This is a genomic window from Planctomycetia bacterium (assembly GCA_016795155.1).
Lineage (GTDB): Bacteria > Planctomycetota > Planctomycetia > Gemmatales > HRBIN36 > JAEUIE01.
This window is the reverse complement of record JAEUIE010000013.1, coordinates 22,679-37,718: the sequence shown is the minus strand read 5'-3', so window position 1 is coordinate 37,718 and position 15,040 is coordinate 22,679. Positions and strand designations below refer to the sequence as shown.

Annotated in this window: 13 protein-coding genes and 1 pseudogene; 4 read left to right on the top strand and 10 right to left on the bottom strand. The window is 50.2% G+C overall.

Annotated features, from left to right (window positions below; all coding sequences use genetic code 11):
* Positions 1 to 209 precede the first annotated feature (209 nt).
* The 8 genes and pseudogenes from ggt to JNJ77_05830 form a co-directional block, all read right to left on the bottom strand.
* Positions 210 to 1,919 carry a gamma-glutamyltransferase gene (gene ggt / locus JNJ77_05865; GenBank protein ID MBL8822095.1) on the bottom strand — a complete coding sequence of 570 codons (1,710 nt, stop codon included), beginning with the start codon at positions 1,917 to 1,919 and terminating at the stop codon, positions 210 to 212.
* A gap of 93 nt (positions 1,920 to 2,012) precedes the next feature.
* Positions 2,013 to 2,729, bottom strand: coding sequence for a DNA alkylation repair protein (locus JNJ77_05860; protein MBL8822094.1), 717 nt, complete (start codon positions 2,727 to 2,729; stop codon positions 2,013 to 2,015).
* A gap of 16 nt (positions 2,730 to 2,745) precedes the next feature.
* Entirely contained in the window at positions 2,746 to 3,522 is a 777-nt protein-coding gene (locus JNJ77_05855) for a DUF1801 domain-containing protein (GenBank protein MBL8822093.1), read from the bottom strand.
* Positions 3,523 to 3,728: 206 nt separating this feature from the next.
* Complete coding sequence (locus JNJ77_05850; protein MBL8822092.1) at positions 3,729 to 5,066, bottom strand: protein kinase; 1,338 nt, start codon at positions 5,064 to 5,066, stop codon at positions 3,729 to 3,731.
* Positions 5,067 to 5,193: 127 nt separating this feature from the next.
* A pseudogene (locus JNJ77_05845) lies at positions 5,194 to 5,559 on the bottom strand (DUF1428 domain-containing protein).
* A gap of 89 nt (positions 5,560 to 5,648) precedes the next feature.
* The gene (locus tag JNJ77_05840; protein ID MBL8822091.1) at positions 5,649 to 5,987 is read right to left on the bottom strand and encodes an MmcQ/YjbR family DNA-binding protein; all 339 of its coding nucleotides are present in this window, start codon (positions 5,985 to 5,987) and stop codon (positions 5,649 to 5,651) included.
* A complete protein-coding gene (locus JNJ77_05835) occupies positions 5,984 to 6,673 on the bottom strand; it encodes a class I SAM-dependent methyltransferase (GenBank protein MBL8822090.1) in 690 nt (229 codons plus the stop codon). Before JNJ77_05835 ends, JNJ77_05840 begins: the two co-directional genes overlap by 4 nt.
* An 8-nt stretch (positions 6,674 to 6,681) precedes the next feature.
* Positions 6,682 to 7,473 carry an NAD(P)-dependent oxidoreductase gene (locus JNJ77_05830; GenBank protein ID MBL8822089.1) on the bottom strand — a complete coding sequence of 264 codons (792 nt, stop codon included), beginning with the start codon at positions 7,471 to 7,473 and terminating at the stop codon, positions 6,682 to 6,684.
* Between the two features lie 155 nt (positions 7,474 to 7,628).
* Between JNJ77_05830 and JNJ77_05825 the strand changes: the two genes are divergently transcribed.
* Positions 7,629 to 9,776, top strand: a complete 2,148-nt coding sequence (locus JNJ77_05825; GenBank protein ID MBL8822088.1) for a DUF1080 domain-containing protein — start codon at positions 7,629 to 7,631, stop codon at positions 9,774 to 9,776.
* Positions 9,777 to 9,938: 162 nt separating this feature from the next.
* On the opposite strand, the gene JNJ77_05820 is transcribed toward JNJ77_05825, so the two are convergent.
* Both JNJ77_05820 and JNJ77_05815 read right to left on the bottom strand, forming a co-directional pair.
* A complete protein-coding gene (locus JNJ77_05820; GenBank protein MBL8822087.1) occupies positions 9,939 to 10,352 on the bottom strand; it encodes a dual specificity protein phosphatase family protein in 414 nt (137 codons plus the stop codon).
* A gap of 9 nt (positions 10,353 to 10,361) precedes the next feature.
* Positions 10,362 to 10,715 (bottom strand): MmcQ/YjbR family DNA-binding protein, encoded by a 354-nt coding sequence (locus tag JNJ77_05815; protein MBL8822086.1) that lies wholly within the window; start codon positions 10,713 to 10,715, stop codon positions 10,362 to 10,364.
* 522 nt (positions 10,716 to 11,237) lie between these two features.
* Here JNJ77_05815 and JNJ77_05810 point away from each other — a divergent pair.
* From JNJ77_05810 to JNJ77_05800, 3 genes are read left to right on the top strand one after another with little or no spacing between them, the layout of a single operon-like run.
* Complete coding sequence (locus JNJ77_05810) at positions 11,238 to 11,549, top strand: nucleotide pyrophosphohydrolase (protein MBL8822085.1); 312 nt, start codon at positions 11,238 to 11,240, stop codon at positions 11,547 to 11,549.
* Positions 11,549 to 13,897, top strand: coding sequence for a hypothetical protein (locus JNJ77_05805; GenBank protein ID MBL8822084.1), 2,349 nt, complete (start codon positions 11,549 to 11,551; stop codon positions 13,895 to 13,897). The genes JNJ77_05810 and JNJ77_05805 overlap by 1 nt, the downstream gene beginning before the upstream one ends.
* 31 nt (positions 13,898 to 13,928) lie before the next feature.
* Positions 13,929 to 14,885, top strand: coding sequence for an ABC transporter ATP-binding protein (locus tag JNJ77_05800; protein MBL8822083.1), 957 nt, complete (start codon positions 13,929 to 13,931; stop codon positions 14,883 to 14,885).
* Positions 14,886 to 15,040: the final 155 nt, after the last annotated feature.

Here is a 15,040-nt window from a genome sequence, read left to right as displayed (position 1 = left end):
GCAAACGCAAGCCACGCACCAAGGAAGCATGTGATCAACTCTGCGGCCAGTGCCTCGACTGGTTCTCGCCTAATGAATGCGCCAACTACCTCCGACATGCAGGATATGCGCCGCAAGAATGGAACTGAAAATGCTCTAATCTGGGCATATCGACAACCTGACTCTTGGGTATCACATGGCTGTCATCTCGATAATCGAGATAACTACTATCAATACCCGATTGCCATACCATCTTTTCTGGGTTCACTTCCGCCGTGCAGCATGCCAGTAACCGGGTGGATCATGATGCCCTGGTAGCCACCGCCGTTGCGGTTGACCTGTTTGACGACATGTCCACGTTTCTCCAGTTCTTTGATGATGGCAACAGGTATACCAGGTTCGGCTTCAACAGTGCCGCCGTTAGCGGCCATTGGCTTACCTGTAGGCGTAGCTGAACCGGTGTGTTCAAGCCTGGGATAGGCACCGGCTGCCTGCACATTCATTCCGAAATCGATCATGTTCACAAGTATCTGCACCTGGCCCTGAGGCTGCATGTCGCCGCCCATGCAGCCGAAGCAGAACCAGGGCTTTCCGTCTTTGAGGACGAAGCCGGGGATAATGGTGTGGAAAGGCCGTTTGTGCGGTTCAAGCTTGTTGGGATGCGATTCATTCAGAGCGAACAGGCAGCCACGGTTCTGGATACCAAAGCCGAGTTCGGGATCGGCCAGGCCGGAGCCGAAGCCGTTGTAGTTGCTTTGAATGAGTGAACAGCAGTTGCGATCCTTATCGACGACAGTGAGATAGATGGTATCGGATTGGCTGAGCTTGGGATCGCCATGCTCAACCTTGGTCATGGCCTTGTTCATCTCGATGAGTTGACGTCGTGAACTGGCATAGTCTTTGGAGATAAGTTCCTTCACCGGCACTTTACTGAACTCCGGGTCGGTGTAGTAACGGGCACGGTCGGCAAAGGCTAGTTTCTTCGCTTCGAGGAAGACGTGCCAATAGTCGGCGCTGCCAACGCCCATTTTCTTGAGGTCGTAGGCTTCGATGGAGTTCAGCATCTGCAAGGTGGCAATGCCCTGGCCTGGCGGGGGAATGGCACAGACGGTGTAGCCACGGTAATCAGTGCTGACCGGTTCTACCCAAGTGGCGGCGGTGTCGTCGAAATCTTTCTGGGTAAAAAGTCCGCCGACAGATTGCGAATACTTGAGCAACTGGGTGGCAATGGTGCCTTTGTAATAGGCGTCGCGACCTTGTTCGGCGATGAGACGATAGCACTGGGCGAGTTTGGGGTTCTTGAAAATTTCCCCGGTACGCGGTCCACGGCCGTTGTTTGGATAGAAGATCGATCGCAACCCGGCATGATGCGGATCGTTCGATCGGGCCAGTATCCTTTCGCCGCTGAGCCAATAGCCAGCGATGACGGGAGAGACGGGGAATCCTGCTTCGGCATAAGCAATGGTAGGAGCAAGGATGTCCTTGAGAGGCATCTTGCCCCATTTCTTCAGAAGTACATCCCAACCATCGACGCAGCCAGGGACGGACCAACTGAGCGGGCCGCTGGTGGGGATGCTGCTCAAATTCTTATCTTTGAAATACTTGATGGTGGCGGCATAGGGAGCCCGGCCACTGGCATTGAGGCCAAAGAGTTTCTTCTCTTTGTTATCCCAGACGATGGCATACAGATCGCCACCAATGCCACAGGAAGTTGGTTCCATGAGGCCGAGTGCGGCATTGACGGCAACGGCAGCATCCACCGCGCTGCCGCCTTTCTTGAGGATGTCGACGCCAATCTGGGCAGCGAGCGGTTGACCGGTTGCCACCATGCCATGTGGTGCAATGGTAGGTGAGCGGGGCCATTCTTGTGATTGAGCAGAACCCAGCAAAGTCATTGCCAGGCAAAGTAGACACGATGCGTATTGAAAAGCCTTGAGCATGGTGAGTGATCCCAACTGGATAATGCACCAAGCATACTGAAGGGATGGGTGTTCTGCTATCGGGAATGTGGACAATTCCTGAAGTGAAGCATTTTATCGCTTAGCTACTTTTTTCTTTACCAGTGGGCGTTTCAGATCGCGCAGGGCATCTTTGCCGATCCAGCGGGCGCTGGGTGATTCTGAATTGGATAACGATTCCGCGAGCGCCATAGCAGCACCGTGAAGTGAAACATTTCTTCCGCCGATGACTCGCAGGGCCCAACTGACACCTTTCTTGACGAAGTTTCGCTCGTCATCAGAAGCATTGGCGATCAGTTCCAGGGATTCTGCAAAGAGTTCGTCATCAGCCTGCTTATCGTGCAATGCTACGGATGCCAGCAAGGCAAAGGAAGATCGTTTTTCGAACTCAGGCTTTCGCTTGGCCCAGGTGCGGATCATCTTCCAGGCATGAGGCGTTTTATCATAGAGATGGAAACAGAGAGTGTCGCAGATGGCCCAACTGTCGAAGTCTCTGCACCACTCGTCCATTTGTACAGAAGTAATTGCCGTTGGATCTTCGATAAAAGCACACAGCATACGAGCTTCGTAAACGCCGGTTTTCCAGAGTTCCAAAGCCAACTCGTGCTGTTTGCCGATCTTTTTGCCCAAGTCACGAATGTCGCCAACCGTTACTCCCAGGGCATTGTCTGACGGAATTCCAAAACGTGTCATGCCGTCTTTGGTGGCTTTAGTGGAAAGACGCTTCAACTCGGCAAGCACAGAATCTGCAGTAAAAGACTTTGTCTGAGGTCTGGCTTTTCGTTTTGCCATAACGATGTCCGAAATGTTAAACATACTTGATCCACTGCAGGATAATGTTTCGCAGTGCCTTTTTGTTCTTATTCAGTGCTTGCCCTTTGCCCAGTGTTAATAGGCAACGGTCACTCGACAGCCATTGTAATAGTCCTTGTTGATCATCAATTATCATTGGTTTGGTGTTATCTTTTACTTTCGCACCAAGGTGCATCACCAGTTGAACTGCATCTTTGTTGCGCAGGTTGATCGTGGCAAAGTATTCATGGGTTTTGAAGCTCAGTGAGTTCCATTTGATGCCTGCCGATATGGAAGCATGGGCATTCAGTATTATTTTCTGTACAGCCAGGTAATCTTTCTGAAGTGGATGCTTCAGATTTTTTAGAAATGCTGTAACTTCGTCAGAAGTATCGCTGACTTTGCGACCTGCTTTTGGTTTGGGTTTGCTTTCAATATCCGCTACACGAGCCTTGACTATCCTGGTGATCAGTGATGCAGGCAGCGGCTTATCTGTGGTAAACCGGATGGTTCCTTTGCTGGTTTCAAATCCCTTCAGTTCCTTTTGAAATTGATCGATGAGCTTTCCACTCATCGGGAAGAAAGAGCAGTGGTTGGTAAAGGCGCTGAAAGCTACCAGGGGTTTACCCAGCAAACGAAAGGCAGGCAGATTGTAGCTGATCCCTTCGACAGCTTCGGGTGCTGCCTTTTGAATCGTTTTACGCAGCGACTGCAATGCCTTCCGTTGTGAGGGATTCACGGTGGCAAGGTAACTGTCAATATCCTGGACTTTCCCGGTAACCATCTTTGCCATGGTTGCTCCCAAGACTCTTCTGATGATGTAAGCCTGATGAGGATTTAGTCCAGACTCTGATCTTCGTTACCGAGTCATGGATTAGCATGTTCGGAAAATAGTCAAACAAATGCGTGAAAGCTACCACAAGTTCGTTTCTGGCATCCATAAAACAAACCATGGAATTCCAACAGTCTTCCATGGTGCAATGTTCATCAGCAAAAGTGTTATTTGCTCATTGCCTGGTAGACAAACCACCCGGCGACACCGGCAACAGCGAGCCCTGCCAGGATAAGCCATGGCAGAACCCTGCGTGTTTTGGTCGAAGTAGTCGAGACAGCAGCCTGCTTGATGGCAGTGGTTTCAGCAGCAAGATCAATAGAGACAACTGAAGAATGTCTACGTGTGCTGGGCGAGGAGCCTGTTGTAGCCTGATGCTTTTTCTGTTCGGGCAGATCAACCGGCAATTCGATGGTGAATTGAGTAGGCTGTTTCTTCATTGCGTGTTTGGTTGGCAGTTTGGGAACAACCACGGCTGATCGGCTCGAAGCAATGGCCTGTAATGCCTTGATCACTTCGGTTGCAGACTGATACCTGGCACTGGGCTGCTTGGCCATCATACGATTGATCACGGACTGTAAGGCAGAGGGAATACCTGGTTGGAAATCTTTGAGTGAGGGCACCTCATCCACCTGATGTGCCATCAGCAATTGGTAAGTGTTGCCCTGGAAAGGCGGCCTGCCTGCCAGCAGCGTGAACAGCGTGCAACCCAGACTGTAGATATCGCAGCGGTAATCGTAGTCCTGGCCGAGCGATTGTTCCGGGGCAATGTACTCTACGGTGCCCATTACTGAATTAGGACTGTACAGCTTGGTGATGTTCATCGTTTCATCGTCTGAAAAACGGGAATGTCCCATGTCCAGAATCTTGACCTGACCTTTATGATTGAGAATCAGATTGGAAGGCTTGATGTCCCGATGAATAATGCCCTGATCATGCGCGTGTTGTAGGCCAGCAGCTGCATGACAAATGTATTCAATAGCTTTAGCCGGCGCAATGGGGCCATTCGCTTCGATCAACTGCAGCAGATTCTTGCCTTCTACATATTCCATCACCAGGAACTGTATTCCGTTTTCTTCGACGAAATCAAAAACCTTAACGATATTTGGGTGGTTGACTGTAGCTGTAATGCGTGCCTCACGCATGAACCGTTCATGTGTCACTTTGCAGTGGTCGAGGTTCTGCTTCACCACTTTAAGTGCTACTTTGCGGTTCATCGCATGATGCCAAGCGAGAAAGCTGGCATCGCTCTTGCCTTCCACGAGAAGATCAAGAATAGTGTAGGGTCCAACGACGAAGCCGTGATACTTCCCTTGTAGTAATCGGTTGCCTTGGTATTTGGTCAAGACACCATCGCGCACCATGACAGAGGCCAGTGTGCGGGCATCGGTTGGCATGGGTACCCGATTACGCCAAATCTCAAATGTTTCTTCATCTAATAACGCACTCTTTTGCAGGACGCTGAAAAATTGCTCAACATCCGAGAGGCAAGCTTCGGCGATCATAAAGCCTCATTCAGGCAATGAAATAATTCTTGGGCGATCAAATAACTATAGGTCACAAAATCGATATAGGTGTCAAATACACCCTAAATTTTTACCACACAGGAATAACTGGAAAATCAGGCACTTTCTAACGAACTTCCATCAAGGTCGTAAATCCGTCGTATGCCGTACGTTTGTTTTCAAAAGGCATCGTACCCGGTTCCATCATGTTGGCTATTCGAGGATCAGCCATCACCTTGGCATTCACTTCATCCCGCTTGGCTTTCGATTCATAAAGAATCCAGGCAACGATTATTGTTTCCCCTTCTTTGGCATCTGCCGATTTCAAAAAGGAAACCATATCTTTGCAATCCAGATCATCAACAGGCATTCATCATATTCCAGTGCACCATGTTCCTTCCAGATAACGCCAGCCTGACTAGTTATCTTCTGACACTGTTCAACATTCTGCGAAGCAAGGGGGAATCAGGAACGCATCGACATACCTGGACATGGAAGCTCCAATGATGTTGTGATTTCATGTGTCTAGTATTAGATTGGAATGATCAATGCCAGCAAAATATTTAACAAGCGCTGCAGCCGCTATTTTTTCCTTTTGGAACTGGGTCGAATCGTAGAAGCAACTTTTTTCCAAGCCAACTCCAAGGCCTCCTTGACTGCTGCCTTATCGGCATTCTCCAGAATCACTTTGGTGTAGCCCCGTTTCCCCCATACACCGGCACAGGGTTCAAACGCTTCGGGATGAGATGCCAGAAACTCCTTCTGTTGTTCAGAAGTCAGGTTGACCATCCCATAACTTTCTTGTGTACCCAGCGAAGCAAAGATCTTGTTCACATAACGGAAATCAGGATGATCCATATGTGCTGATTCCTGCACATCGGGCAGCTTCAAGGCCATCTTGCGGAATTCGTTGGCTGTCATGATCTAACTCGGTGACGCTTGAAGGAGAATACTGCCAGCATTGGCCAATCGAGATACTTTTCTGCACGGGGATACTGCCGGACGAAATCAGCATCCGGCTTCGATTCCTCTATATGATTTAGTTCCAGCCCGGCTTGCAGGGCACCCATGATGAAATCGCTGATGGAATGTGCAATGCTTCCAGGCTGAACCAGTTCACCTGAAATCGGATCGGTAAAGCGGGCCTGACTGCCTTTCAGAAACATCGCTGGATGCATGGTTGAAAGAATAGCACGGCCATCTGGCTTCAGGACTCGGCAGACCTCTGCGAAGAACTCGGGTAAATTGCACACATGTTCGAGCACCAGCCCGCTGATGATTAAATCAATTATCGCGTCTTCCAATGGAAGTTTCTGGTGTACATCATGAACGATGAAATGAATCTTCTCTGCGCCTGTTTTCTTGCGTGCCTCAGCCAGCATGCCTTCGGAAAAATCTACGGCAGTAACGCAGGCTCCAGCCTGTGCCAGCCAAATGGCATGTCGGCCTGTGCCACAGCCAAGATCAAGTATATTCAGCTGGTTAACCTCTCCTGCTAGTCGTTTCACTACTGGCTCTTCCAGTGCAGGCAGCGGGTTGGCATCGTGATCATACACCAAGGCCCAGCGATCATATCCCCGCTTCACTTGCGATAAATCTTTTGCCATTTCCTGACTCAAGGCTGAGGCAACTGGATGTTCGGAACGGTAACTCCAGTTGGCCAGGTGTCGCGAGGTTGAAAGCCAACCAGGCGTTTTGCAGGTTCCAGATCAAAACGTACCTGATGTGGAGCGTTACTGGCGGCGTATAGAATATGAAAGCTGTTGGCAGGCAGCGTGGCCTTTACGCAGCAATCAAAGAATAGTCCTGCATCGCCTGGGCTAAGATAAACGTCCTGATCGCGAGGGTCGCCCGCAATCTGTAACACCTGATGGGAATCACGGGGACAGAAGCCCAGCCGGACTGCGATGACACTGAAGAATCCCTGTTTGGTGTAGGCTTCGCCGATGGCTTCCAGCATCAGTTTGGTGCTGGCATACCACCAGCGTGGAGTTGGTTTGGCGTCAACGGTAATGGGAAATGGTCCGTGGTATGATTGATCCCATACCACCTGACCTGTACTGGCCAGAATCACTTTCGGAACTTTATTATGTCTGGCGGCTTCCAGTACGTTGTAACTGGAAATCAGATTGTTAGGCACCAGGTGAGTAAGAAAATTGTCGCCGGCTTGGGCAGGCAATGGCCAGACAGAGTCATCTGGTGTTGCCGCCAGATGAATGACAGCGTTGGCTCCCCGCATCATCGCACGCAATGTTGTCTGCTGCTGCAGATCATCAACGATGGAAGCGGGCAAGCCTGGTGTTGGCCTGCTGTCGATGCCGATAACCTGATGTCCTTCACGGACCAGGGCAGATACTGCTGCCTGGCCCAGACGGCCTGCTGATCCGGTAACTAATACGGTTTGCATACGTTCAAGGATATGAATTTCGGTTCTCTATGTGCGGTTGATAAGTGTAAGACCAGGGACAAGGTGAGTCAGTTGTTTACACTGGCATCTGTCGCTGCAACCCGTATGCTGTGAATTATCCCTCCAGTACTCCCTCCCGTTGGTAGAGGCACACCATGTATCGCAGTAGGATTCTCTTGTGGGTGAGCATTGCAGTTCTGTCGGTTTACACTCCAACAAGTCATGCCCAATCAGAACATGCCGCCATCAAGCCGGTTGATCGCAAGGAAAAATGGTGGCAGGATCGTCATGCCAAGGCTCTGGAGTTCGCTCAGGATGGCAACCCGGCAGTCATGTTTATTGGCGATTCCATCACACAGGGCTGGGAAGGCGCAGGCAAAGCCGAGTGGGAAAAACGCTTCGCTCCAATGATTGCCATCAATCTGGGTTTCAGCGGTGACCGAACACAACATGTTATCTGGCGGCTTACCACTGGTAATGAAATGGAAGCTTATCGCCCCAAAGCTGCCATGATCATGATCGGTACGAACAACAGTGGTAGCGATTCTGCTGAGCACATCGCTGAGGGTATCGAGAACATCGTTCGCATCATTCGTCAGAAGTCTCCACAGACCAAAATACTTTTGCTGGCAGTATTCCCACGCGGCGAAAAGCCTGATAATCCCCAGCGGCTTAAACTCATTGAAGTGAACAAACGAATCAGTCAACTGCACGATGGTCAGACAGTAACCTTCCTTGATATTGGTGACAAATTCCTAAATCAGGATGGCACACTTCCCAAGGAAATCATGCCTGATTTCCTTCATCTTTCACCCAAGGGTTACACCATCTGGGCTGATGCTGTAGAAGGACCACTCAAGGCTATGGTGAAGGCGAATACGGTAGTTACACCAGCATCGACATTACCAGCTGGTTTCAAAGCGATCTTTAATGGCAAAGATTTATCAGGCTGGTATGGCTGGAATATCCATGCTGCGGGAGCAAGCCCTGCTGAACTGGCGAAGTTGCCTGCCAACGACCGCGCCAAGAAGATTGCTGAATGGACTGCTGATGCTGAAAAGCATTGGCGAGTAGAGCCAGCTGATGCTTCGGCATCACAAGCAGAAGCCTGGATGCTAGTGCCCAAACGCTCGTTGCTGCCTCGCCTGTTTCGTCGTAACCGCGAGCGATTCGAACTGGTACCCGCCAATCCGATGATGAATGCCGAGCAGGCTACCCTCTACCAGGTGCAAAATGGGGAACTTGTCAACGATGGCCACGGTGCATACCTGGCGACCGAGAAAAACTACCGTGATTATGAACTGATCCTGGAGTATCGCACGGTGCCTCGTGCGGACAGTGGTATCTATCTGAAGGCAACGCCGCAGGTGCAGATCTGGGACCCCACAGAAAAAGCCAAGTTTAATATCGGGGCAGATAAAGGTTCAGGTGGCTTGTGGAACAATAGCCCGGGTGCCAGAGGTAAAGACCCGATGTTCCGGGCCGACAAGCCGTTTGGCGAATGGAACAAGTTTCGCGTGCTGCAGATCGGCGAACGAACCACCGTATGGCTCAATGACAAGATCGTGGTTGATGACGCAGTCATGGAGAATTTCTGGGATCGGAAAAAACGCCTGATGAACGATGGCCCGATCATCCTGCAGACGCATGGCGGTGAAATCCGCTGGCGAAACATCGCCGTTCGCGAAATTACCACGGAAGAGGCGAACGACTGGCTGAGAAAGCAATCAGGCAAAGGTTTTAAGTCCATCTTCAATGGCCATAATCTTGATGGCTGGACTGACGCCAGCGACAATTACGAAGTCAAAGACGATGCCATCGTTTGCAAAAAAGGCAAAGGTGGCGTGCTGTATACCAAGGAAAAATACAGCAATTTCGTTGTGCGGCTGGAATTCAAGTTGCCTCCAGGTGGCAATAATGGGTTGGCTATTCGTTATCCAGGAAATGGCGACCCTGCTTATTCTGGTATGTGCGAACTTCAGGTGCTTGATAACGAAGCTGCCCAGTACACCAAGCTCGATCCACGGCAGTATCATGGCTCAGCCTACGGCATGGCTGCTGCCCATCGTGGCTACCTGCGACCCACCGGTGAATGGAATTTCCAGGAAGTGCACGTGGTAGGCAGCAAAATTAAAGTCGAACTGAACGGTACGATTATCCTCGAAACCGATTTAAGTGACATCAAACAATACATGGCTAACTCGCCCCATCCCGGCAAGGAACTGACCACAGGCCATTTTGGCTTCGCTGGCCACAACGATCCGGTTATGTTCAGAAAGATTGAGATCAAGCGGAAGGGGTAGTTACCTCTGGTTTGTAGTCCTCACGCTCCGTCGTGAGGACGCGGTGGCAAAATACTCTCTCGAAAAATGAAGTCACTGCAACACACTGATTGAGTTATCGAGAAGTGGGTGAAGCGATTGCACATCCCGTCATCTCACGGAGTGAGATGACTACAAACAAAATCAGGTTAATGCTTGCCTGAGTTGCTCCAATAACATGGGTGAGATGTCCGCGGGGCCATGACTCGTTACTTGTTTCAATGCTTCAACAAGCGTTATCTTTCTGACTATCGAAAGACTCCCTGCAGCAATGCATACCGAACGGCTCATGCCTGCCGAGCAGCAAAGCATGACAGATATGTTTGAGCGTATCAACTCAGCAACGGTTATTGCTCCGAGCTTTAGTTTCCATAATGGATTGTCACCGCCGTCACTGAGTGGAATTCGCAATCGTATCAGATCGCGAGGCAATGTGGCAAAGGTCTCACTGTCTGCCAGTTCTACCACTGCTTCAATACCCAGGTCGTAGAGTGCTTGTGGGTTTTTCAAATCGCCAGCATGTCCAATCCAGATAGTTTCGCCTGGTATATTTCTCATGGCCACCACTCACTTCCCGCCCTTGAGTTTCGCCTGCACACTCCTCGACAATTTCTCCCGCACCAGTTGATATGATTCGCTGAGCAATTCTTTAAGGAAAGCAGTAGGCAAGTTGGCATCCCGCTGCATGTAAACCCAGTGATGGCGTGCCAGGTATGGGGCAGGAATGATGCCGGGCATATTAATCAGCCTGGGGAACTCCGCGGGATCAGCTTTACAACTGAAGCTCAATAGTTTGTCGTTATCAAAGACGGCAAACATCTTGCCACCAATGGAAAATACCAGGTTCGTTTCCCATTTGATATCTTCCGTGATGTGTGGCAATTTTCTGCAATAAGTTATCAGTTGTTTCAATGGGATCATCCGGATAACTCTTGATTTCAAATCAGCTTCTCAAGAATAGAGCAAACACAGTTCCAGGTATTCCAACGGCAATGGCCATTGCCAATGCAGCAAATACGCGATCTTTAGCTGCAACAAAAGCGCGTAATGCATAACCAATGGCGATTGGGCAACTAGAGATAAACAGGCTCGGACCGAGCATGGTTAAGGGATGTCCTCAGCAGAAAGCCACCGCGAGATAAGCTGAAAGGATGGGCAGAGCATTGAGTGCTAATGCTATCTTGCCTGACGCTGGACAATACCAGGAAAAGACACTTCCGATTATACCTGCTATGAAGGCTGTCAGAAGCAGTAGAGTTTCGTTATCCATGGATCAATACCCTGCATGTATCTTCATCTGAAGTATGATGGTTTTATCTTATCGGTATCAACTGATAATCGACACTCGCTTTCCGTTACTCTTTTGCCAATCCATACTTGCAACACGGGTTGAGCCGCGATAGTTTATTATGAGCAAACATTTTCCGGTGGTTAATCCATTGCATGCCTGAACCAACATGGACGTTAAGCCACGTGCAACGACACATCAAGGCTCTCTACGGGGCAAAAGATGCATCGCGGGGCATTGAAGGCACTTTTATGTGGTTTATGGAAGAAGTGGGGGAACTCTCTGCTTCACTGCGTGGCGATGCACGTCATCCATTACAAGAAGAGTTTGCTGATGTACTTGCCTGGCTGGCTACGCTGGCCAATGTGGCAGGCATTGATCTGACAACTGCAATGGTGGAAAAGTATGGGCAGGCATGCCCGGGGTGCCATCAAGCGCCTTGTGCCTGCCAGGGTGAGAAACCGTAATGGACAACACGTTCATGACACAGGTAAGTCAATTCATATGGCACAGGCTGCTGGTATGTATGCTGGCCTTGCTACCTGCTAATGTCTGGTCACAAACGCCTGACAAGTCCATTCAAATACAGGACGTTCGTATCGGCTTTCCGGCTGGTTCTTCCGATATGTACAAGGATGGAAAATGGGTTTCTGTCCTGGTAACACTCGGTCCACCTCGCGAAGCCAATTCTTTGCCTGCCAGTTTCCAGGGACAGTTGGAAATCTCGACCAAAGACAGTGATGGCTGGAATACCCACATCCTGAAAGAGAATGTCCTGCTCGCTCGAGAAAATACTCGAGGAGTTTTCCAGAGTTACATCAAGGTATCGGATGCCAGCAGTTATCATGGCGTGATAGTCAGACTGAAGGGCAAACTTGGCACTACAGAAATAAATCAGACCTTTTCGTATCCTCCGAATGAGCGTATGCGGGCTGATACCCGTAACCAGGTGGATCACGAATCGATACTTGCAGTGAATGTAGGCAGTTCACATGGCCTGAAAGCCTCCGATGATGCTGAAGAGTTCAATCAGAACAGTTCGCGGAATGCACAGCGTCTCATGTCGATTCGAGCTGCCAGTCCCAATATGCTTTCCGAATTGCCAGATCGCTGGTACGGCTATGAAGGTGTCGATGCGATCATCCTGGCGACCGGTGGTAATTTTGGCAGCAGCCTGGTGCAACAACTGGCTCGCGATACGGTTCGCAGTGAGGCTTTGGAACAATGGGTGTTGCAGGGCGGGCATCTGATTGTTTCCGTGGCAGGAAATGCCGGTATCGTGGGCAGCCCAACTGATTTTCCTCTGGAACGTCTGTTGCCGGTGAAAATTGATCGTTCTGGTGCAGAGAAAGCAGAGCGTTTGGATGGTCTGCGAGATTTTATCATTCAGTCCCTCGCCCAGAATCTGCGTCGCTCACAAGGGGAAATTCGTGGCCCGCTGATGCCCTATGCAAGGCTGGAGCCGAAACCCGGCATCAAAACGCTGACTGCTTCACTGGTGTCTGATGTAGCTACCTACAAGAAGCCCCTGATTGTTCGGTCAGCCTATGGCCTGGGAAAGATAACCGTCATTGGTTTTGATACTAACGATGCAGCATTTCAGAACTGGGAACACAAATCCGATTTCTGGTCTTCGGTCATGGAAGCTCGGGCCATTACTCCCAGCCAGAACCAGTATTACGGCACACCTCGTGATGATGCATCACTTTCACTGGCAAACCGCATTGAAGAATTTGGCGATGTTCCTGTGATTTCCTTTGCGGTCGTGGCGCTGTTTATTGCACTCTACATCATTCTGATCGGGCCGGTTGATTACTTTGTCTTGAAGAAAGTCTTTAAGCGACTCGAATATACCTGGATTACATTTCCGACCGTTGTTCTGCTGGTCAGCCTGGCTGCATACTTTGGCGCCTATTATCTCAAGGGCGATAAGCTCCGGCTGAACAAGGTTGATCTCATCGATATTGATTTGAATCGCGAACGTATCATGGGCAGCACGTGGATGGCGATCTTCAGTCCCAGGCTGCAGAATTACAATGTTGATCTGACTCCACAAAGTGTGAGTTCGCCCGCAACTACTCTCTCCTGGCTGGGGCGTTACAGTGTCTACAGCGGTTCCCGCATGGTCGGACAGAGCCAGGGTGGATTGTTTGAGCGAGACTATCAATACACGCCAGCCGCGGACGGCATCAGGCAATTGCCTATTCAGGTCTGGTCGCAGAAATCTCTGGAGGCACGATGGCTTGGTTCTATTGATCGTGCCAAGCAGCCTTTCGAAAGCAAGCTGGTGAAAGAAAGGCTCTATATCAAGGGATCGGTACGATCCAGGCTGCCTGTAAAATTGTTGGGTGCCAAACTGTTTTATGCTGACAAAACATGGACAGTTGGTGATATGGATCCGGACAAGGATTATGACATTGAGTTTCTGAACCAGGGCTCTACCGGTGTTATGAGCGGTAGCATTCTCAGCAGAAAACTGGCGATGAGTTCACAGAATACTGATCAGCCTGACTTTGCACCCGATATGAACAGCCTGATTTTTGCGAGTCGAGATGGAAGTGGTAACACGAAAACCAGCGAATATCTGAGACACTTGAACCAGACCTGGCGACTCAAGGACTATGGTGAAGCCATCCTGGTAGGCACTCTCGCAGATGAATATGGAGATGCAGCCAAGCTGAACCAGGGTGGTGTGCTCGGCACGAAATTGAAATTAACCAATCCGTCCGGCGCAGATCTGCTCACTGGCTCGATGCGACAGGCGACATTTATTCGCGTCTTCCTGCCTGTGAAGGAATCGCCAACAGCTCAATAATAGGCAACGGCTTCATAACCTGGAAACTGCTATGATCGAAACGCGTGATCTGACCAAAATGTATGGTGAACTCTATGCACTCAACAGGCTGAATCTGAAACTGGAAAAAGGGGATGTCTACGGCTTTATCGGCCCTAATGGCGCAGGCAAAACTACCACCATGCGCATCCTTGCCACGTTACTTACGCCTACCTTTGGTGAGGCGAATGTATGTGGTTATTCCATCTACAAGAATGCTCAGGACATTCGACGCTCCATCGGCTACATGCCCGATTTCTTCGGCGTGTACGATGACATGAAAGTCATTGAGTACCTGGAATTCTTTGCAGCTGCCTACCGCATCAAAGGCCCGGCTCGGCGAAAGAAATGTGAACAGGTTCTGGAACTGGTTGATTTGACCTACAAGAAGGAAGCACTGGTCACCAGTCTTTCCCGCGGTATGACTCAGCGATTGGGCCTGGCCCGTGTTCTGCTGCATGAACCACTGGTGCTGCTGCTCGATGAACCTGCCAGCGGTCTTGATCCGCGTGCCCGCATTGAATTCCGTGGCTTGCTCAAAGAACTGCGAAACATGGGCAAGACTATCATGATCAGCAGTCACATCCTCCCGGAACTTCGCGATATCTGTAACAAGATCGGCATCATTGAACGTGGGCAATTGCTCTACGATGGCAGCGTGAACGATGCACTGCGACGGGTCAATCCCCAGCGGGTTTACCTGGTGCGTGTATCAGAAAAACCACTCGATGCACTCAAGCGGCTGGAAGGACACCCCAGCATCAGCAAGCTCGAAGAACGAAAACTGGTCATCCCTGAAGAAGGCATCGATACCGTACAGGTTGCGGTAACGCTGGGAGAAGGAATTACTGACAGCAGCTTCATTCCGGAAGTGCTTCTGCCAGCCGGGTTCAAACTGCAGGCCTTGGTAGAAGAAGAAATCAATATCGAAACCGCGTTCATGCGACTGACGAAGGGCATTACCAACTAATTGGTATTTTCTGGTTTGTAGTCCTCACGCTCCGTCGTGAGGACACGGTCGCAGAAAGCATCGCAGAAGATGAGCTCATTGCAAAATCCATCAGATATTGAAGCACGCGATTGCACGTCGCGTCATCTCGGCGGAGCGAGATGACAACAATCCGA

What these genes read in the sequence shown, in the direction of transcription:
- JNJ77_05820 (MBL8822087.1), bottom strand. Translation starts at nt 10,352, where the DNA reads ATGAGAAATATACCAGGCGAAACTATCTGGATTGGACATGCTGGCGAT.
- JNJ77_05840 (MBL8822091.1), bottom strand. Translation starts at nt 5,987, where the DNA reads ATGACAGCCAACGAATTCCGCAAGATGGCCTTGAAGCTGCCCGATGTG.
- JNJ77_05835 (MBL8822090.1), bottom strand. Translation starts at nt 6,673, where the DNA reads ATGGCAAAAGATTTATCGCAAGTGAAGCGGGGATATGATCGCTGGGCC.
- JNJ77_05805 (MBL8822084.1), top strand. Translation starts at nt 11,549, where the DNA reads ATGGACAACACGTTCATGACACAGGTAAGTCAATTCATATGGCACAGG.
- JNJ77_05860 (MBL8822094.1), bottom strand. Translation starts at nt 2,729, where the DNA reads ATGGCAAAACGAAAAGCCAGACCTCAGACAAAGTCTTTTACTGCAGAT.
- JNJ77_05830 (MBL8822089.1), bottom strand. Translation starts at nt 7,473, where the DNA reads ATGCAAACCGTATTAGTTACCGGATCAGCAGGCCGTCTGGGCCAGGCA.
- JNJ77_05825 (MBL8822088.1), top strand. Translation starts at nt 7,629, where the DNA reads ATGTATCGCAGTAGGATTCTCTTGTGGGTGAGCATTGCAGTTCTGTCG.
- JNJ77_05800 (MBL8822083.1), top strand. Translation starts at nt 13,929, where the DNA reads ATGATCGAAACGCGTGATCTGACCAAAATGTATGGTGAACTCTATGCA.
- ggt (MBL8822095.1), bottom strand. Translation starts at nt 1,919, where the DNA reads ATGCTCAAGGCTTTTCAATACGCATCGTGTCTACTTTGCCTGGCAATG.
- JNJ77_05815 (MBL8822086.1), bottom strand. Translation starts at nt 10,715, where the DNA reads ATGATCCCATTGAAACAACTGATAACTTATTGCAGAAAATTGCCACAC.
- JNJ77_05855 (MBL8822093.1), bottom strand. Translation starts at nt 3,522, where the DNA reads ATGGCAAAGATGGTTACCGGGAAAGTCCAGGATATTGACAGTTACCTT.
- JNJ77_05850 (MBL8822092.1), bottom strand. Translation starts at nt 5,066, where the DNA reads ATGATCGCCGAAGCTTGCCTCTCGGATGTTGAGCAATTTTTCAGCGTC.
- JNJ77_05810 (MBL8822085.1), top strand. Translation starts at nt 11,238, where the DNA reads ATGCCTGAACCAACATGGACGTTAAGCCACGTGCAACGACACATCAAG.